This is a genomic window from Pseudomonas sp. TMW22091 (assembly GCF_022496705.1).
GTDB lineage: Bacteria > Pseudomonadota > Gammaproteobacteria > Pseudomonadales > Pseudomonadaceae > Aquipseudomonas > Aquipseudomonas saxonica.
This window is the reverse complement of sequence record NZ_SCFI01000002.1, coordinates 467,858-484,329: the sequence shown is the minus strand read 5'-3', so window position 1 is coordinate 484,329 and position 16,472 is coordinate 467,858. Positions and strand designations below refer to the sequence as shown.

General features: G+C 58.7%; 15 protein-coding genes. 6 read left to right on the top strand and 9 right to left on the bottom strand.

All coding sequences use genetic code 11. The features are described 5' to 3' along the window. Nucleotides 1–401 precede the first annotated feature (401 nt). From etfB to EQV93_RS05960, 6 genes are all read right to left on the bottom strand, one after another. The gene (gene etfB, locus EQV93_RS05985; RefSeq protein ID WP_146385924.1) at nt 402–1,172 is read right to left on the bottom strand and encodes an electron transfer flavoprotein subunit beta; all 771 of its coding nucleotides are present in this window, start codon (nt 1,170–1,172) and stop codon (nt 402–404) included. Between the two features lie 132 nt (nt 1,173–1,304). Next, complete coding sequence (gene etfA / locus EQV93_RS05980; protein WP_240891082.1) at nt 1,305–2,516, bottom strand: electron transfer flavoprotein subunit alpha; 1,212 nt, start codon at nt 2,514–2,516, stop codon at nt 1,305–1,307. After that, entirely contained in the window at nt 2,513–4,456 is a 1,944-nt protein-coding gene (gene dgcB / locus EQV93_RS05975) for a dimethylglycine demethylation protein DgcB (protein ID WP_240891081.1), read from the bottom strand. The genes etfA and dgcB overlap by 4 nt, the downstream gene beginning before the upstream one ends. 153 nt (nt 4,457–4,609) lie before the next feature. Then, nucleotides 4,610–6,670 (bottom strand): dimethylglycine demethylation protein DgcA, encoded by a 2,061-nt coding sequence (gene dgcA, locus EQV93_RS05970; protein ID WP_240891080.1) that lies wholly within the window; start codon nt 6,668–6,670, stop codon nt 4,610–4,612. A 15-nt stretch (nt 6,671–6,685) separates the two neighbouring features. Next, entirely contained in the window at nt 6,686–7,216 is a 531-nt protein-coding gene (locus EQV93_RS05965) for a 4-vinyl reductase (protein ID WP_122785414.1), read from the bottom strand. 179 nt (nt 7,217–7,395) lie between these two features. After that, nucleotides 7,396–8,373 carry a dipeptidase gene (locus tag EQV93_RS05960; RefSeq protein ID WP_122785415.1) on the bottom strand — a complete coding sequence of 326 codons (978 nt, stop codon included), beginning with the start codon at nt 8,371–8,373 and terminating at the stop codon, nt 7,396–7,398. 193 nt (nt 8,374–8,566) lie between these two features. Between EQV93_RS05960 and EQV93_RS05955 the strand changes: the two genes are divergently transcribed. The 3 genes from EQV93_RS05955 to EQV93_RS05945 all read left to right on the top strand — a co-directional run bounded on the left by EQV93_RS05955 (nt 8,567) and on the right by EQV93_RS05945 (nt 9,928). Then, the gene (locus tag EQV93_RS05955) at nt 8,567–8,968 is read left to right on the top strand and encodes a lysozyme inhibitor LprI family protein (protein ID WP_122785417.1); all 402 of its coding nucleotides are present in this window, start codon (nt 8,567–8,569) and stop codon (nt 8,966–8,968) included. A gap of 184 nt (nt 8,969–9,152) precedes the next feature. Beyond that, the gene (locus tag EQV93_RS05950) at nt 9,153–9,560 is read left to right on the top strand and encodes a DUF3010 family protein (protein WP_122785418.1); all 408 of its coding nucleotides are present in this window, start codon (nt 9,153–9,155) and stop codon (nt 9,558–9,560) included. 110 nt (nt 9,561–9,670) lie between these two features. Then, nucleotides 9,671–9,928, top strand: coding sequence for a hypothetical protein (locus tag EQV93_RS05945; RefSeq protein WP_122785419.1), 258 nt, complete (start codon nt 9,671–9,673; stop codon nt 9,926–9,928). 22 nt (nt 9,929–9,950) lie between these two features. Here EQV93_RS05945 and EQV93_RS05940 read toward each other — a convergent pair whose 3' ends face one another. Next, complete coding sequence (locus EQV93_RS05940; RefSeq protein WP_146385913.1) at nt 9,951–11,057, bottom strand: GlxA family transcriptional regulator; 1,107 nt, start codon at nt 11,055–11,057, stop codon at nt 9,951–9,953. A gap of 657 nt (nt 11,058–11,714) precedes the next feature. On the opposite strand from EQV93_RS05940, the gene EQV93_RS05935 reads away from it, so the two are divergent. Next, entirely contained in the window at nt 11,715–12,065 is a 351-nt protein-coding gene (locus tag EQV93_RS05935; protein ID WP_240891077.1) for a DUF6124 family protein, read from the top strand. 80 nt (nt 12,066–12,145) lie between these two features. On the opposite strand, the gene EQV93_RS05930 is transcribed toward EQV93_RS05935, so the two are convergent. Beyond that, on the bottom strand, nt 12,146–13,273 hold the full coding sequence (locus EQV93_RS05930) for an RHS repeat-associated core domain-containing protein (protein ID WP_240891075.1): 1,128 nt from the start codon (nt 13,271–13,273) through the stop codon (nt 12,146–12,148). A gap of 159 nt (nt 13,274–13,432) precedes the next feature. Between EQV93_RS05930 and EQV93_RS05925 the strand changes: the two genes are divergently transcribed. After that, nucleotides 13,433–13,744 carry a hypothetical protein gene (locus tag EQV93_RS05925; protein WP_336247119.1) on the top strand — a complete coding sequence of 104 codons (312 nt, stop codon included), beginning with the start codon at nt 13,433–13,435 and terminating at the stop codon, nt 13,742–13,744. 7 nt (nt 13,745–13,751) lie between these two features. Here EQV93_RS05925 and EQV93_RS05920 read toward each other — a convergent pair whose 3' ends face one another. Then, a complete protein-coding gene (locus tag EQV93_RS05920; RefSeq protein WP_240891074.1) occupies nt 13,752–15,128 on the bottom strand; it encodes an L-serine ammonia-lyase in 1,377 nt (458 codons plus the stop codon). 358 nt (nt 15,129–15,486) lie between these two features. Here EQV93_RS05920 and EQV93_RS05915 point away from each other — a divergent pair, with 358 nt between their 5' ends. Next, on the top strand, nt 15,487–16,434 hold the full coding sequence (locus EQV93_RS05915) for a choline ABC transporter substrate-binding protein (protein ID WP_122785424.1): 948 nt from the start codon (nt 15,487–15,489) through the stop codon (nt 16,432–16,434). Nucleotides 16,435–16,472 lie beyond the last annotated feature (38 nt).

The following is a 16,472-nucleotide window of genomic DNA, read 5'->3' as shown; positions in this document are numbered from 1 at the left end:
CTACACCCTCTGCAATCAAAGGCCCGCAGGGGTTCACCAACATCTTATCCACAGCCACACCCACAGCAATTGTGGGGAAGTGGACAATTTCAGGCTCGAAGGCCGATTGGCTATTTTTTGTACAACTCGGTGTAAGCCACGGTGTACGTGGCTTGCAGCCACAAGCGAACACCTTATCCACATAACCGCCAACAGAGAATGTGCGCAACTTATGCACCGCCCCTCTTCATTGTGGAAAACCCTTTTAAAGCACCATAATTCAAGGGTTAAGCCGTCACGCAGTGGATAACTACGTCAATTGTCTATTTTTTGATCAGAAGCGTGAAAGCCACGGACTGTATGGCGCTTAGCCGACAGCAAACAACTTATCCACATAAGCGCTAACAGACTTTGTGGGCAAGTCAGCGAATCACACCTTCCTCGATGAATAACTTCAAAATGGCCTCCGCGCCTTCTTCTGCCGTCACACCCTTGAGCACTTGGCCAGAACCACCCACGGCCTTGGCCGTGGCTGCTTTCATGCGCTCTGCACCACTTTTCGCCTTAATCACTTTCAAACGCTTGGGGCGAGGTTTGGCAGGCTGGAAAAGCGGTGATGTGGATAACTCCTCCAGCACCACATCCACGGTTTCTACATTAACGTTACCCCGCGTGGCTGGGCCATAAGCGCTTTGCCGGGCCTTGGGGGCGGCGTTATCCACAGTGGCCATAAAGGGCAGGCGCACTTTCAGAAGACGACGTTGGCCACGGGGCAGCGCTTGCAGCACCAGCGCGACACCATTGTGGATAGATTCAATGTGCGCGATGCCCACCAGCAAGGGCCAACCCAATTGCTCTGCCAACAGATAGGGCAGCATGCCCGAACCTTCGCCGGTTTCGGCCTGACTGCCGGCGAGTACCAGTTGCACACCGGATTCACGCAGATAGTCCGTTAACGCTGGCAGTGCATCGGCACCCGCAGGTTGTTCCAGCACGTGCAATTCAGACAGGCCCATGCCCAGGTAGGCCCGTAATGCCGGCTCATGGGGGTTGCCAGCGTGTAGCACGTGCAAGTTATCCCCAGCCAGTTGCAGGCCCAGTTCGACTGCACGGGCATCGTGTTCGGCTCGTCGAGGGCGGCCCGAAGCCGGGTGCGCGCCGATGGATACCAGTGCAACAGTGGCGATGGTCATTTTTTAGTCTCCAAATCAAAAGCCCCTCACCCTAGCCCTCTCCCGGAGGGAGAGGGGACTGACCGCATGCAGATTCAAGAACACCGTGAACCCATTCCTCTCACTCTGGGAGAGGGCTAGGGTGAGGGGCTTCTAGGCTGCATCAAGCTTAATCTCTTGCCGCCACTTATCCACAGCCACAATCAATGCCTGAAGAATCGCCGCACCCTCCCCAATCACCGACAAATCCGCCCGTTTGACCATGTCGCAAGCCGGGTCCAGGTTAATGGCCACCACCTTGTCGCAGGCGCCAATCCCTTGCAGGTGCTGGATCGCGCCACTGATTCCGACCGCCACATACACCCGAGCGGTCACCCATGTACCACTGGCACCCACCTGCCGCTCACGTCCCATAAAACCATCGTCCACGGCCACACGGGAGGCCCCCTCCGTCGCCCCCAAGGCTGCAGCCGCCCTGTGGAAAAGTGCCCAGTCTTTAACGCCATTGCCACCGCTGAGAATAAATTCCGCTTCCGCCATGGGTATGGCAGCCGGATCGACCTCCACCGCGCCTAAGTCCTCGATTCGCGCCAAACACGGCACCACGGCTGTGGATAACTGCACCCCAATGACCTCGTGGCGTGTATCACTCACCGGCTCTGCACATTCCCCTGCCGCCAAAATGATGCGCGGCACCCCCCGCATCACGTCCTGCAAACCCGCGCCGGCGCGGCCTATACATTGACCGTCCTTGACCTGCCATACCCGCGTAGCCGGCCGCTCGCCCACACGGGCCGCAAAACGCCGCCCCAACTCCCCGCCGCTGGCACGGCTGTCGGGCAACAACCAATGCCGGGGCGCAAACTGAATATCCACAGCCTGTAAACCCAGCACCTGCTGCTCAGGGGCATAACCGTGACTGTCGAGTACCAGCAATCGATCAACGCCAGCCCGGTCAAAGGCCGTTTCTTTACAGTCACCCCACACCACCGCCAGCACTGCACCGTCTGCACCTGCCAGTTGCTGGGCCAGCCCCAGCACATCGCGGTCGTGGCTGCTCAAGCGCCCTCCCACCATGTCCGGCACCACGGCAATGTAGAACGCCGGGGCGGGCACTTGATGCAGCGGTAACTGCACCTCAATACTGGCTGAGCGCTTGCTGAGGCCAGCCTGCTGCGCGCCGCTGCGGTCAATGCGTTTGATGCCGTTGGGCCCGATAAACCCGACGCCATGAACATTCCTGCGCATCACCCCGTTAGGCCCCATCCAGCGCTGTTGTGCCGGTTGCATCGCAACATGCAGCGGATGCAGACGATTACGCGCGATACGCTCGGCACGCGGGTCACGGCGTATAAGCTCATTCATGCCATCACCTCAGGTTCCAGACGTTTAGCCGGTTGGGCGGGCGTAACGGGCTCGATCAGGGCATCGGCCACCCACTCGGCAATGTCCTTGATCTGCGGCCGTGGCTCGACCACGCCTTCGAGCATCGCCGTGCATTGCGGGCAGCCCACCGCCACCCGCTCGGCCCCCGTCTCGCGAATATCGCCCATGCGCATGTCGGGAATGCGCTGTTTGCCGGGGATGTCTGTGATCGGCGCCCCACCACCGCCGCCACAGCAACGCGACCGAAACCCCGAACGCTGCATCTCCTTGACCTCGATACCCAGCGCACGCAACACCGTGCGCGGTGCCTCGTATTCGCCGTTATAACGGCCCAGGTAACACGGGTCGTGATAGGTCATGCTGCCGCCCGTGTCGGCCTTCAAATCCAATAAACCGGCCTTGATCAGTTCGGCCATAAAGGTGCTGTGATGGAGTACCTGGTAGTCGCCGCCAAACGCGCCGTATTCGTTTTTCAGCACATGGAAACTGTGCGGATCACAGGTGACGATACGGTTGAACCGGTACTGCGCCAGCGTCTGAATATTACGTTTAGCCAGCCCCTGAAACGTGGCTTCATCGCCCAGCCGCCGGGCCACGTCACCGCTGTCGCGTTCCTCCAGGCCCAGCACCGCAAAGTTCACGCCAGCCGCTTTCAGCACTTTGACGAACGCACGCAAGGTGCGCTGGTTACGCATATCAAACGCACCATCACCCACCCAAAACAACACGTCCACCGCAGGGGTATCGCGCATCACGTCGAGGCTCAAATCGGCCGCCCAGTTCATCCGTCCGCCGGGGGCAAAGCCGCCGGGGTTGTCCGTGGCAATCAGGTTATCGAGCACCTGTGCACCGTTGTTCGGGGTGGCGCCTTTTTCCAGGGTGAGGAAGCGGCGCATGTCGACGATGGCGTCCACGTGCTCGATCATCATCGGGCACTCTTCAACACAGGCCCGGCAGGTGGTGCACGACCACAAGGTGTCAGCGTCGACCAGGCCATTGACGATGGGTTGGTGGGGGTTGCCGCCATGTTCACCAATCGGCTTGCCGGGATAGGGGCTGCCGGCAAACTGCGCATCTGTGCCGCCCGCCAACCCGACGACCATGTCTTGAATCAGCTTTTTCGGATTGAGCGGCTGGCCTGCGGCGAATGCCGGACACGCAGCTTCGCACTTGCCGCATTGCACGCAGGCGTCGAAACCGAGCAGTTGGTTCCAGGTGAAGTCCTTGGGTTTTTCGACCCCCAAGGGCGCGCTGCGATCATTCAGGTTCAGGGGTTTTAAACCCGTGGAACGACCGCCACCAAAGCGCTCGGCGCGGCGGTGCCAAGCCAGATGCAGGGCACCCGCAAACGCGTGCTTCATCGGCCCGCCCCAGGTCATGCCCAAGAACATTTCCGACACGCCCCACGCCACGCCCACGGCCAACAAAGCGGCCAACAACACGCCGCCAAAGCCTTCAGGCAGCAACCCTGCGACGGGCAAGGTGAGGATGAAAAAACTGGCCGAGAACACCAGCAAGCTTTTAGGCAGGCGCATCCACGGGCCCTTGGACAGGCGCGCGGGGGGATTGAGGCGGCGTTTGAAGACGAATAGTGCGCCAATGAACATCAGCGCCGTGGCGAACAGCAACGCGTAGCCGAGGATGCGGTTATGCAGGCCCAGGCCGTGAACCAATATGGCCAGCAGTGCCGCCAACACAAAGCCTCCCGCCGTGGCGACGTGGGTGTTGGCCATGTATTTATCACGGGCGACGACGTGATGCAGGTCGACCATGTACCGACGCGGCATGGCCAGCAGACCGCCAAGCAGATCGACTTGGGACGGGCGACCCTGGCGCCACAGCTTGATACGGCGAATGGCGCCGATGATGGCCAGGCTGAGCGCGGCGAAAAGCAGCAGAGGCAGTAGGACATTCAGCATGGGGGGCTCCCCTTGAAATTCGGTGGGGTCACATGACCCTCACCCTAACCCTCTCCCAAAGGGAGAGGGGACTGACCGCACTCGGACTCAAGATCACCACACATTGGCCCCCTCTCCCTCCGGGAGAGGGCTGGGGTGAGGGCCGCGGTGTACTCAAAAATCCTTGCACAACCGCAGCGCGTCATAGATCGCCGCATGCACGTTGCGCTGAGCCACGCAGTCACCGATGCGAAACAGCAAGTAACCCTCACCCGCCTCACTCAAACACGGCTGCGGCTTGATCGCGAACAACGCTTCAACGTCAATCTGGCCCTTGTTGCGGGAGTCCTGTTTAAGCGCGTAATACAGCGCTTCATCCGGGCGCACGCCGTTTTCAATGATCACCTGATCGACCACCCGCTCTTCTTTGGCCCCCGTGTATTCGTTCTCCAGCACGGCCACCAACTGGTCGCCTTCGCGGTAGACCTTCTCCAGCATCATGTCGCCGGTCATGATCACTTCTTTGGGGTACAGGCTGCGGTAATAGGTGGGGAAGGACGTACCGCCAATCGCTACGCCAGGCTTGGTGTCGTCAGTCACAATCTCGACCTGCGCGCCCTTGTCCGCCGCAAAATCAGCCACCGACATACCGGTAAATTCGCAAATGGTGTCGTACACCAACAAGTTTTTGCCCGGCGCGACCTTACCGTCGAGCACGTCCCAACTGCTCACCACCAGCCCTTGCGCCGCCCCCCAGTGCTCGTTCTGTTCAACAAAGGGGTGGCCGCCGACCGCCAGCACTACGATGTCCGGGCGCAGGTCCAGAACCGTCGGCACATCCGCCGCCGTGCCCAACCGCAAATCGACGTTCAAGCGCGCCAGCTCCAATTGAAACCAACGCGTGATGCCAGCCATTTGATCGCGCTGTGGCGCTTTGGAGGCCGTGGTGATTTGCCCGCCAATCGTGTCTTTTTTCTCGAAAAGCGTCACGTCATGCCCGCGTTCGGCGGCCACCCGCGCCGCTTCCATGCCCGCAGGCCCTGCGCCAACGATCACCACCTTGCGTTTAGGCCCGGTGGTTTTCTGAATGATGTGCGGCACGCCCATGTATTCACGCGACGTCGCGGCGTTTTGAATGCACAGCACGTCCAGCCCCTGATATTGACGGTCGATGCAATAGTTGGCGCCCACGCACTGCTTGATCTGGTCAACCTGGCCCATTTTGATTTTGGCGATCAGGTGCGGGTCAGCGATATGCGCACGGGTCATGCCGACCATGTCGACGTAGCCGCCCTCCAGAATCCGGGTCGCCTGATTCGGGTCCTTGATGTTTTGTGCGTGCAGCACCGGCGCCTTGACCACTTCCTTGATGCCCGCCGCCAAATGCAAAAACGGCTCCGGTGGATAACTCATGTTGGGGATCACGTTGGCCAGCGTGTTGTGGGTGTCGCAGCCTGAACCGACCACGCCGATAAAATCGAGCATGCCGGTGTCGTCGTAATACTTGGCGATCTGTTTCATGTCTTCATGGCTGAGGCCGTCGGGGTGGAATTCATCGCCGCACAGGCGGATGCCCACGCAGAAATCCGGGCCGACTTCAGCACGCACGGCCTTGAGCACTTCGAGACCAAAACGCATGCGATTTTCAAAACTGCCGCCCCATTCATCGGTGCGCTTGTTCACACGCGGGCTCCAGAACTGGTCGATCATGTGCTGATGCACCGCCGACAGCTCCACCCCGTCAAGGCCACCGGCCTTGGCCCGGCCTGCGGCGCTGGCGTAATTGCCGATGATGCGCCAGATCTCTTCCGGCTCGATGGTCTTGCACGTGGCCCGGTGCACCGGCTCACGCACGCCGGAGGGCGACATCAGGGTCGGCCAGTTGAACCCGTCCCAGCGTGAGCGACGGCCCATGTGGGTAATCTGGATCATGATCTTGGCGCCGTGCTTGTGCATGGCATCGGCCAAATTCTGGAAGTGCGGGATGATGCGATCAGTGCTCAGGTTGACCGAACTCCACCACTCTTGCGGGCTGTCGATGGCCACCACCGAAGAACCGCCACAAATCGCCAGGCCAATACCGCCCTTGGCTTTTTCTTCGTAGTACTGCACATAACGCTCGGTGGTCATGCCGCCGTCGGTGGCATACACCTCGGCGTGAGCGGTGCTCAGCACGCGGTTGCGGATGGTCAGCTTGCCGATTTTAATCGGCTCAAACATTGCTTCGAACGCCATATCCCGATCCTCGGCTTACAACGGCTTGACGATAAACAGACCGTGGTCGTGGCCTTCTTCCGAACCGCTGTACACCTGCTCGGCCACGGTACGAAGGCTGCTGCCCCGGGCGTGCAGAATCTGATCCATCGCGCCGGCAAACCAGCCTGTGAACATGTAATCCACCTTGCGCCCTACCTTGCCGTACACATAGACGAAACAAGAGTGTTCAAGCTTGATGGTGGCCGTACCCTTATCGAGGTCGATGTCCAGCAGCGTGAACAGCCCCCAGCCCCGTTGCGACAGGCGCTTCATGTAATGCTCGAACACCGCAACGCCCTCAAGGCCGTGGCATTCAGCTTCTTTTTCGCACCAGTGCCAGGCTGATTTGTAACCGGCCTTATAGAGAATCTCGGCATAAGCCTCGGCCCCCAGCACCTCTTCGATGCCCATGTGGTTATTGACGAAAAAGTGACGCGGCACATACAGCATGGGCAACGCGTCGGAGGTCCAGACGCCGGTTTCGCTGTCGACTTCGATAGGCAATTGCGGGGCGATTTTAGCCATGACATCACACTCCAAAAAATGATTGAGTCCCGTAGCAGCTGCCGAAGGCTGCGTCCGAGCGCGAAGCGATCGAAAACCAGACGCCTCGCTCTTGCGGGAAAATTCTGCAATACGGGTTTACGACTGCTTCGCAGTCGGACGCAGCCTTCGGCAGCTGCTACGCAATAAGTGTGTTTGGGTTACTCGCCCCAAACGTCCTTGAGGACGCCGACCCAGTTCTCGCCCATGATCTTGCGCACCACGCGTTCGCTGTGACCGCGCTTGAGCAAGGTTTCGGTGAGGTTGGGAAACTCGCCCACGGTGCGGATGCCCAGCGGGTTGATGATCTTGCCAAAGCTGGTCAGACGGCGGGCGTAGCCCTTGTCGTGGGTCAGCATTTCGAAAAAGTCCTGACCATGCCCTTGGGTAAAGTCAGTGCCAATACCGATCGCGTCTTCACCGACAATATTCATCGTGTACTCGATGGCTTCGGCGTAGTCGTCAATGGTTGAGTCGATGCCCTTGGCCAGAAACGGCGCGAACATGGTCACGCCAACAAAGCCACCGTGGTCGGCGATAAATTTGAGTTCGGCGTCGGATTTGTTACGAGGATGTTCTTTCAGGCCGGACGGCAAGCAGTGCGAATAGCAGACCGGTTTTTTTGAGGCCAGGATCACCTCCTCAGAGGTTGTGGAACCCACATGGGACAGGTCGCACATGATCCCCACGCGGTTCATTTCAGCCACCACTTCGCGACCAAACCCCGACAGTCCGCCATCGCGTTCGTAGCAGCCAGTCCCCACCAGATTCTGGGTGTTGTAGCACATCTGCACCACACCCACGCCCAGCTGCTTGAAGATCTCGATATAGCCCAATTGGTCTTCAAACGCATGGGCATTCTGAAAGCCAAAAATGATCCCGGTCTTGCCCTGCTCCTTGGCGCGGCGAATGTCGGCCGTGGTTTTGACCGGGATCACCAGATCACTGTTATCGCGAATGAGGGTCTGGCTGGCGACGATATTGTTGATGGTGGCCTGAAACCCTTCCCACACCGACACGGTGCAGTTGGCAGCGGTCAAGCCGCCCTTGCGCATGTCTTCAAACAAGTCGCGGTTCCATTTGGCAATGATCAGCCCGTCGATAACGATGCTGTCTGCGTGCAACTCGGCTGGGCTCATCAGGCGTCCCCTTATCGGCGATTGCTGCGCCGAATCGTCTGCCGGCGCTTTGGGGCCAGCATAGGCTTGGGGTCAAAAACAGCCGGGTGCAAAAGCGACAGCGCGATTGCCGAAAGCGTCAATCAGCGCCTTGGCTGTTCATTGGCCGACGCATCAGCCAGAATCGGCTCCAACTCTGGATTAGGAAGCCGCAATGAAATCGATTCTCCTGGCCTTGGCGTTGATCACCAGCGGCGCCTACGCAGCCGATGATGCCGACTACAACCCGTGTGATGCCGTCGAAAACGACCAGCAAACCCTGGCGTGCTCCGTGTTCAGCAAAAATGCCGCCGAGCAATTGCTGACCGAAAACTACGAAGCCCTGCAGGCGCGCATGACCTCGCTGTACGGCTCAAATCCGACCCAACTCAATAACATCATCAGCAAGATCAAAGCCGCGCAGGCGCTGTGGCTGCATCAGCGTGACGCCGATTGCGCCATTGCGGTGTTCCCGGCCACGGCCGGCACAGACACCTACAACATCGCCCTGAATGACTGCATGGCCGCCATCAGCGACGACCGTTCAGAGTTTCTGGAATCGATCGGCCAGGAGTGAGCACAGCATTTGATACCCGTAGCAGCTGCCGAAGGCTGCGTCCGGCTGCGAAGCGGCCGTAGAACTGCAGATTGCAACCTTGCAGGCAGAATGTGTCTGGTGGGTTTACGACTGCTTTGCAGCCGGACGCAGCCTCCGGCAGCTGCTACGGATTGGCATTCGACTTTGTGAGCACAGGTTTTATATGACTATTTGCGGTATTGAAATCAAAGGCAGCGAAGCGATCTTCGCGCTGGTAACGCCCCACCTGGAACACGTGGCCGTTGCCACTAAAAAGCTCGCCCTCGACGACGATGAGGACGCGGCCAGCGTCAAAGCCTTTGCGGCCAACCTGGCAGCGTTTGTAAAAGCCCAGGGCATCACACGCATGGTGATCAAAAAGCGCAGTAAAAAAGGTGAGTTCGCGGGCGGCCCGACCACCTTCAAAATTGAAGGCATCCTCCAGTTGCTGGACGATTGCGACGTGCAATTGCTGTCACCGCAAACCCTCAACGCACAATTCAAAAAGCACGCCTTCGAACTGCCCGCCACGCTGAACAAGTACCAGCATGAAGCGTTCAAGGTCGCGTGCGCGGCGTTGCTCAAGGGCTAAGCGAGTCTCAAAACGACCCGTAATTAGGCAAACCGGACACCTCCCTTGCCGCTTTGCCAAAGCCCTACCAGAATCAAAGCTCCAACGCGTTTCACAGAAGGATAAAAAGCATGATGCACGCGGATTTGATTGATCAGCACGACTTGCTTAACCAACTGCGTTCACTGGGGTTTGAAGTGTCGGGCAGCGCCGACGAGGCGTGCAAAGCCGTGGTCTGTGGTTTGAACGATACCAGCGCGCAGGCGCTCAAGGGGCTGGTCGAAAAGCTCTACACCGGCAGCGCAACCATTTTGCCCGCCGTACGCGAGGCGATTGACCGGCACCTGCTGCCGGGCCTGGCGCAGTTCCAGCACCCCTCACCCCACTGAGAGTAAGGGGCCTGTAAGGGCTTTAAATTCTCACACTGGCAAAGGTCGATTCGTTGCGCGCCTGATGCAACGCCGACATCGGCCCAGCCAAAGGCGCCAGCAGCAGCGACTGCGTAATCGGCACCAGTGTTGAAGTCTGCTGAGCCGTATTGGAACCGACCCGCTCATCGCGTGGCGGTATGCCGAAATACTCGCGGTAACACTTGGAAAAATGCGGCGTCGACACAAACCCGCACACCGCCGCCACTTCGATAATCGACATAGGCGTTTGCTTGAGTAACTGACGCGCCCGCACCAACCTCAACTTGAGGTAATACCGTGACGGCGAACAGTGCAAATACTTCTGAAACAGCCGTTCCAACTGGCGCCGTGACACCGTCACGTACACCGCCAGCTCGTCCAGATCAATCGGCTCTTCCAGATTGGCCTCCATCAGGGCGACGATTTCCTGCAACTTCGGCTGATTGGTGCCCAGCATGTGTTTAAGCGGCACTCGCTGGTGATCCTGTTCATTGCGAATGCGTTCATACACAAACATTTCCGAGATGGCCGCCGACAACTCCCGGCCATGATCGCGGCTGATCAAGTGCAGCATCATGTCCAGCGGCGCGGTGCCGCCCGAACTGGTAAAACGGGTGCGATCAAGGGTGAACAACCGCGTGCTCATGGCCACCCGCGGGAAGGCCTCTTGCATCGACGCCAGGCATTCCCAATGCACGCTGCAATCAAAACCATCGAGCAAACCGGCATACGCCAGCGCCCAACTGCCGGTGCACACCGCGCCGAGGCGACGCGACTGGCGTGCCTGACTTTGCAGCCAGGACACATGCTCGCGGGTCACCGTGCGCTGAATACCAATACCGCCGCAGACAATCACCATGTCCAGCGCGGGTGCCTTGTACATGCTGGCATCGGGGGTCACTTGCAGACCGTCGCTGGCCCACACTTGGCTGCCGTCAGCGCTGAGGGTGCTCCAGCGGTACAGTTCACGGCCTGACAACTGGTTGGCCATGCGCAAGGGTTCAATCGCTGACGCCAGTGAAATCAGCGTGAAATTGTCCAGCAGCAAAAAGCCGATGGATTGAGGCGTACGGTTCTGGGGTTGGGCCCCGGAGTTGAACGACGTCATCGCGGTATCTCCTCACACAAGCGGGTGATGGCCTCAGGCGCAGGCTCTTGTTCTGGCCGCCGGTCAAGGAGGCTTGGCAATCACAACGCAATTGCCATGCCTAAACTTGAATGGCCATTCAACAACACCTGAAAACGACGTCGCAAAGTGTCTAGTCAACGGGGCAGCAAACCCGCGCGTAAACGCAATTTAAACGGCTGTAACATCGAGCACCGACCGTGTTGAGCACATCGGTAGCATTTGTGGGAAGCACCACGCGTTAAGCTCTGTGCACATGTCACAAAACGCACAGTGCTCCATAAGAGGTCGTCGCGCACTTAAACAGCGCCCGAATCAGTCCTTTGTACGACGCGTCCCTTTCAATCCGGTGAAACTTCCGAGAAAATCCCGTTCGCTTGCGCCTGCCAATCTCGAGGTCTAGTCTCGGCCCATCGCTGTCCATCAGCGGTCGGGTTTAGTAGCTCGACGATGTGATCAGGCGCAAGGCGCCACCTTAGCGAGGCGCTTTTTTTCGGCCAAACTTTATGGTGGCCGTGCGCAGGGCGCCTTCGGGTGCGCCGGTTTCCTGATCACCGGTCTACTAACCTGCGTACGGCTGCCACCCATTCGTTTAGTAGCGACAGGTGACAGCTCCTTTGATTGATTGGGAGATGTGCCATGAAAAAGATTACCCCCGACCCACCCTGTTTCACCCTGCACGATGCTGCTCAGCGCGATGCACAGTCGCTGGACCGCGCCGCCGCTGATCGCGCCCTCGACCACTACCTGCTCCCCCCTAAGCCTCTATGCCCCGTGGGTATGCCAACGTATGCCATCCCCGACAGTGTCAATTTAGAAGCGGCTTTGGCCCAAGCATCAGACTTGTTGCGCTGCGCGGGGGCTTCGGCGAATGAGGCGGGGAAGGGGTTGAGCGGGTTGCAGCGCGATCTGGTGTTATCGGTGACGCATTTGGTGGAGCTGGCCAAAGCCTATGTCGATAAATCGCTGGACGGTCTGACGACGCACTGAGCCGCGCGCGCCTGAGGCAAGCAGGCGCGTTAAAACCCGGTCAGTCCTGATGTTGTGTGTTTGGCCTCAACCCGCAGGCACTAACTGCCATTTCTGGGCGAAGGTAGAAACCGTACTGGATCGTAGGAACCACCCTGCACCCCCTCTCTGATAAGCCTCGCTTGATCCGCAACAAAGCCGTCTTTAAGTAATATTCTTCTAGGCCAGGGTTCGATTCGAGGCACTCGTTCCGCGACAAATTCAGGCTCTACACGAAAGGGTTTGTTCAAATAGCCGGTGACCGGAAGCCCCATATCATTTGCCAAGTGCTGGGCAAATGAGGCCTCTTTTAAATTGGCCGAGTAACACATCACTAAATTTATTTCTTTAATGCCCTTAAAACTCACCTTCTTTGATAACAGCTTGCTGAGCATGGGTGCACCGAGGGGGCGGTCCCCTGAGATCATATACCCGAAACTTATGCCACCACGGGTTGTATAAATGTCCCCATGGCCTGCGACCAATTGCGTGGTGTATTTGCCAAATTCATCTTGCTGCCTCGCCACATAGATGCCCGGTATCAACTGTCTGAAATCTTCCAGTGCCTCATACCCCCATTTCGCTAAAGTAAGAGGTGGCGCGACGAGTGCTATCGGCGTAAGAGGTGGCGCGACGAGTGCTATCGGCTTTGCGGCTGAACGCTTGCCCGCCAGTCCGGTAACTGCGCGGATTAATCGCCGCCAGAAATGCCCGCTCGGATCGACTCGATTAACAGGGTCACCCTCGCAATAGCCATAGCCGTTAATCCCGCCTCGCCCAAAAGGGCTCCAACTGTCCGGGCTGTTAAAGCGCATCAATACCGGGTTAAACGCCCGATAGCCGTTGCCCAATAGATAGTGACCCGTGACCGGGTCGGCACGTTCGCCGTTAAACCCCAGCACAGGAGGCTCGCAACTATGGCCATAGGGGCTATAGGCAGCGCTGCGACTGCCATCAGGGCTGACCACCTGCAAGACCGACCGCTGCATGCCTGAGGCCAATAAGCTGCATTCACTGGCCTCACCATCAGCGCGTGTCTGGGCCAATACCGTGTCGCCACTTTGAAAAACGCTGTAGCGCACCGTGCCCTGAATCTCAGTCGTCATGCGTGAGTGATGATAAAAACGCTGAGTATTTGCCGAATGAGTCAAGCGATTCAACGGGTCGTATCGGTAATGATGAGTCAACATGGGCAGGCTTCGAGATAAGTAGGAAAGTGCAACGAGCGTGCTCCCGAGGGCACCGTCTGCCTACTGGTCGTTCTGACTAAAAGACCGTACTCGCAAGGTCTCTCAGCGCTGTTAATCTTCACCATCAGCTTTAAAGACGAGCGAGTATCCAGCATCCGCATGTCCCCGCAAATCGAGCCTCTTTTGCTCGATGATGCCCTGAAGATTGTGCTGGATTTACAGGACCAATGGCGTCGCCAAGGTTGGGAATTAACCTCACCCAACATGGACCCCGCTATTGCCGACACGCCCGAGTGGCGTGCGCGGTTACGCGACATAAACAAAGGCGGGACCACTTTCTGGCAGGCCGATGACACCTACCAGACCATGCTAAGCCTGCACCGATTCAAGGACGATAGGCACCCTGATGAGGAGCGTTATCTCATCAGCCTCTCCATCGGCAATATTTGGGTACCGCGCGAAAAAAACTAATCCGCCCTCAACACTCCACCGCACTCACCGCCAACCCGCCGCGTGAGGTTTCTTTGTATTTGTCGTGCATGTCGGCGCCGGTGTCGCGCATGGTGCGGATCACGCGGTCCAGCGAAATAAAGTGTTGGCCGTCGCCGCGCAGGGCCATTTGCGCGGCGTTGATGGCTTTAACAGCCGCTATGGCGTTGCGCTCGATACACGGCACTTGCACCAGCCCGCCCACCGGGTCGCAGGTCAGGCCCAGGTTATGTTCCAGGCCAATTTCGGCCGCGTTGCACAGCTGTTCCGGCGTGGCGCCGAGGATTTGCGCAAGCCCCGCTGCCGCCATGGCGCAGGCAGAACCCACTTCGCCCTGACACCCCACTTCGGCCCCCGAAATGGAGGCGTTCTTTTTGCACAAAATGCCAATCGCCGCCGCACTCAATAAGTAGTCCACCACGTGGGCTTCGCTGACGTCATCGCTGAATTTCATAAAGTAGTGCAGCACCGCCGGGATGATGCCCGCCGCGCCGTTGGTGGGCGCAGTGACCATGCGCCCGCCCGCCGCGTTTTCTTCATTGACCGCCAGGGCGAACAGGTTGACCCATTCCATCGCGCTCAAGGTTGAGCCGATGACGTTGGGTTTACCCAGCTCCTGCAAGCTGCGGTGCAGGCGTGCAGCACGGCGGCGCACGTTCAAGCCGCCGGGCAGGATGCCTTCGTGTTTGAGGCCTTGATCCACGCAGTCCTGCATGGCGCGCCAGAGCGTCATCAAGCCACAGCGGATTTCGTCTTCGCTGCGCCAGATACGTTCGTTGGCCATCATTAATGCAGCGACGCTCAGATGATGTTCATGGCACAGCTGCAGCAATTGCGCAGCACTGCAAAAGTCATAGGGCAAGGCCGTGCGGTCCATGTCCAGTACGCCACTGGCCGCTTGGGCGGCGTCCACCACAAAACCACCCCCGACGGAGTAGTACGTGTCGCGATATAACTCGCCTTGCGCACTTTCAGCGATCAAGGTCATGGCGTTGGGGTGGAAAGGCAGGTTCTCGTCAATCAGGCGCATGTCCTGCGACCACTCGAAGGCAATCGGCAAATGACCGTCCAGCAGCAACGTTCGACGCTCACGCAGTTGGGCAATGCGTGGGCCAATGCAGGCCGGGTCGATGGCATCCGGCCACTCGCCCATCAAGCCCATGATCACGGCGTTGTCACTGCCATGGCCAATGCCGGTGGCCGATAACGAACCATAGAGTTGCACTTCAACGCGGCGCACCTGAGGCAACTGGCCTCGCTCGCGCAACCCCTGCACAAACAGCGCCGCCGCCCGCATCGGGCCCACGGTGTGGGAGCTGGAAGGGCCAATGCCGATCTTGAACAGGTCAAACACGCTGATAGCCATGAACAGGAACCTCGACAGTGATTGCCTGCATCATCGGCTCTTTGTGGCGCGCCAAAACGTCCAGCTACGACCCGCTATTGCCTGCCAGCGCCTTGGCCGTTTTTGCCGGTGCTGACAGGCGAATCCATCACTTTTTGGCGCATAAACGTCCAGATACGACCTGGCTGGCATCAGATACGACCCTACCTGTACTGGATGCGACGCCCCCTGTAGGCGTTTGATTTTCGCTGTTACATGATCAGTCTCGACTCGATTGCAAGATGCGCGGGCTTCAGCGTGCCGAGCATCACCCAACCGCAACTGTTACGGGCGGGTTTTCGTATCGAAGACCGCCATTTAGACACTCAGGAGTCGTTCCATGAAACATTCCTCACCGTTGTTGTTGGCTGCATTGCTGAGTCTGAACGTCTCTGCCCAGGCTGCAGAGCCGGAGCAATGCAACACGGTCAATTTCTCGGATGTCGGCTGGACCGACATCACCGTCACCACCGCCGTGACCAGCGAGGTGCTCAAAGCCCTCGGCTATAAAACCAAAACCACCATGATTTCAGTGCCCGTTACCTATAAGTCGCTGGCCGATGGCAAGAACATGGACGTGTTTCTGGGTAACTGGATGCCGACCATGGAAAACGACATCAAACCCTACCGTGATGCGGGCACTGTCGAAACGGTGCGCGCCAATCTTGAGAACGCCAAATACACCCTCGCCGTGCCACAAGCGCTGTATGACAAGGGTTTGAAGGACTTCTCCGACCTGCCGAAATTCAAAAAGGAGCTGGACGGCAAGATCTACGGCATCGAGCCGGGTAACGATGGCAATCGTATGATTCAGACCATGATCGACAAGAACGCCTTCGGCCTTAAGGACGCCGGTTTCAAGGTGGTCGAGTCGAGCGAAGCCGGGATGTTGTCGCAGGTGGATCGCGCTCAACGCCGGGGCACCGACGTGGTGTTCCTGGGCTGGGAGCCGCACCCGATGAACACCCGTTTCAAGATGAAATACCTCACCGGCGGTGATGAGTTTTTCGGCCCCAACTACGGCCAGGCAACCATCTACACCAACACGCGCAAGGGCTACACCGAAGAGTGCGCGAACGTGGGCCAACTGCTGAAAAACCTGGTGTTCACCCTCGACATGGAAAGCACCCTGATGGGCAAGGTGCTGGATGACAAGGTCAAACCGGACGTGGCCGCCCGCGCGTGGCTCAAGCAAAACCCGCAGGTGCTAGACACCTGGTTGGCGGGCGTGACCACCGTTGATGGCAAGCCGGGCGCCGAGGCCGTAAAAGCCAGCCTCGCGCAGTAATCGCGGGTGCCAGGCGGCCTGCCCGTCTGGTGCCGTTT

What these genes read in the sequence shown, in the direction of transcription:
- EQV93_RS05955 (WP_122785417.1), top strand. Translation starts at nt 8,567, where the DNA reads ATGAAATCGATTCTCCTGGCCTTGGCGTTGATCACCAGCGGCGCCTAC.
- EQV93_RS05920 (WP_240891074.1), bottom strand. Translation starts at nt 15,128, where the DNA reads ATGGCTATCAGCGTGTTTGACCTGTTCAAGATCGGCATTGGCCCTTCC.
- dgcA (WP_240891080.1), bottom strand. Translation starts at nt 6,670, where the DNA reads ATGGCGTTCGAAGCAATGTTTGAGCCGATTAAAATCGGCAAGCTGACC.
- EQV93_RS05965 (WP_122785414.1), bottom strand. Translation starts at nt 7,216, where the DNA reads ATGGCTAAAATCGCCCCGCAATTGCCTATCGAAGTCGACAGCGAAACC.
- dgcB (WP_240891081.1), bottom strand. Translation starts at nt 4,456, where the DNA reads ATGCTGAATGTCCTACTGCCTCTGCTGCTTTTCGCCGCGCTCAGCCTG.
- EQV93_RS05915 (WP_122785424.1), top strand. Translation starts at nt 15,487, where the DNA reads ATGAAACATTCCTCACCGTTGTTGTTGGCTGCATTGCTGAGTCTGAAC.
- EQV93_RS05950 (WP_122785418.1), top strand. Translation starts at nt 9,153, where the DNA reads ATGACTATTTGCGGTATTGAAATCAAAGGCAGCGAAGCGATCTTCGCG.
- EQV93_RS05930 (WP_240891075.1), bottom strand. Translation starts at nt 13,273, where the DNA reads ATGTTGACTCATCATTACCGATACGACCCGTTGAATCGCTTGACTCAT.
- EQV93_RS05935 (WP_240891077.1), top strand. Translation starts at nt 11,715, where the DNA reads ATGAAAAAGATTACCCCCGACCCACCCTGTTTCACCCTGCACGATGCT.
- EQV93_RS05960 (WP_122785415.1), bottom strand. Translation starts at nt 8,373, where the DNA reads ATGAGCCCAGCCGAGTTGCACGCAGACAGCATCGTTATCGACGGGCTG.
- etfB (WP_146385924.1), bottom strand. Translation starts at nt 1,172, where the DNA reads ATGACCATCGCCACTGTTGCACTGGTATCCATCGGCGCGCACCCGGCT.
- EQV93_RS05945 (WP_122785419.1), top strand. Translation starts at nt 9,671, where the DNA reads ATGATGCACGCGGATTTGATTGATCAGCACGACTTGCTTAACCAACTG.
- EQV93_RS05940 (WP_146385913.1), bottom strand. Translation starts at nt 11,057, where the DNA reads ATGACGTCGTTCAACTCCGGGGCCCAACCCCAGAACCGTACGCCTCAA.
- etfA (WP_240891082.1), bottom strand. Translation starts at nt 2,516, where the DNA reads ATGAATGAGCTTATACGCCGTGACCCGCGTGCCGAGCGTATCGCGCGT.
- EQV93_RS05925 (WP_336247119.1), top strand. Translation starts at nt 13,433, where the DNA reads ATGTCCCCGCAAATCGAGCCTCTTTTGCTCGATGATGCCCTGAAGATT.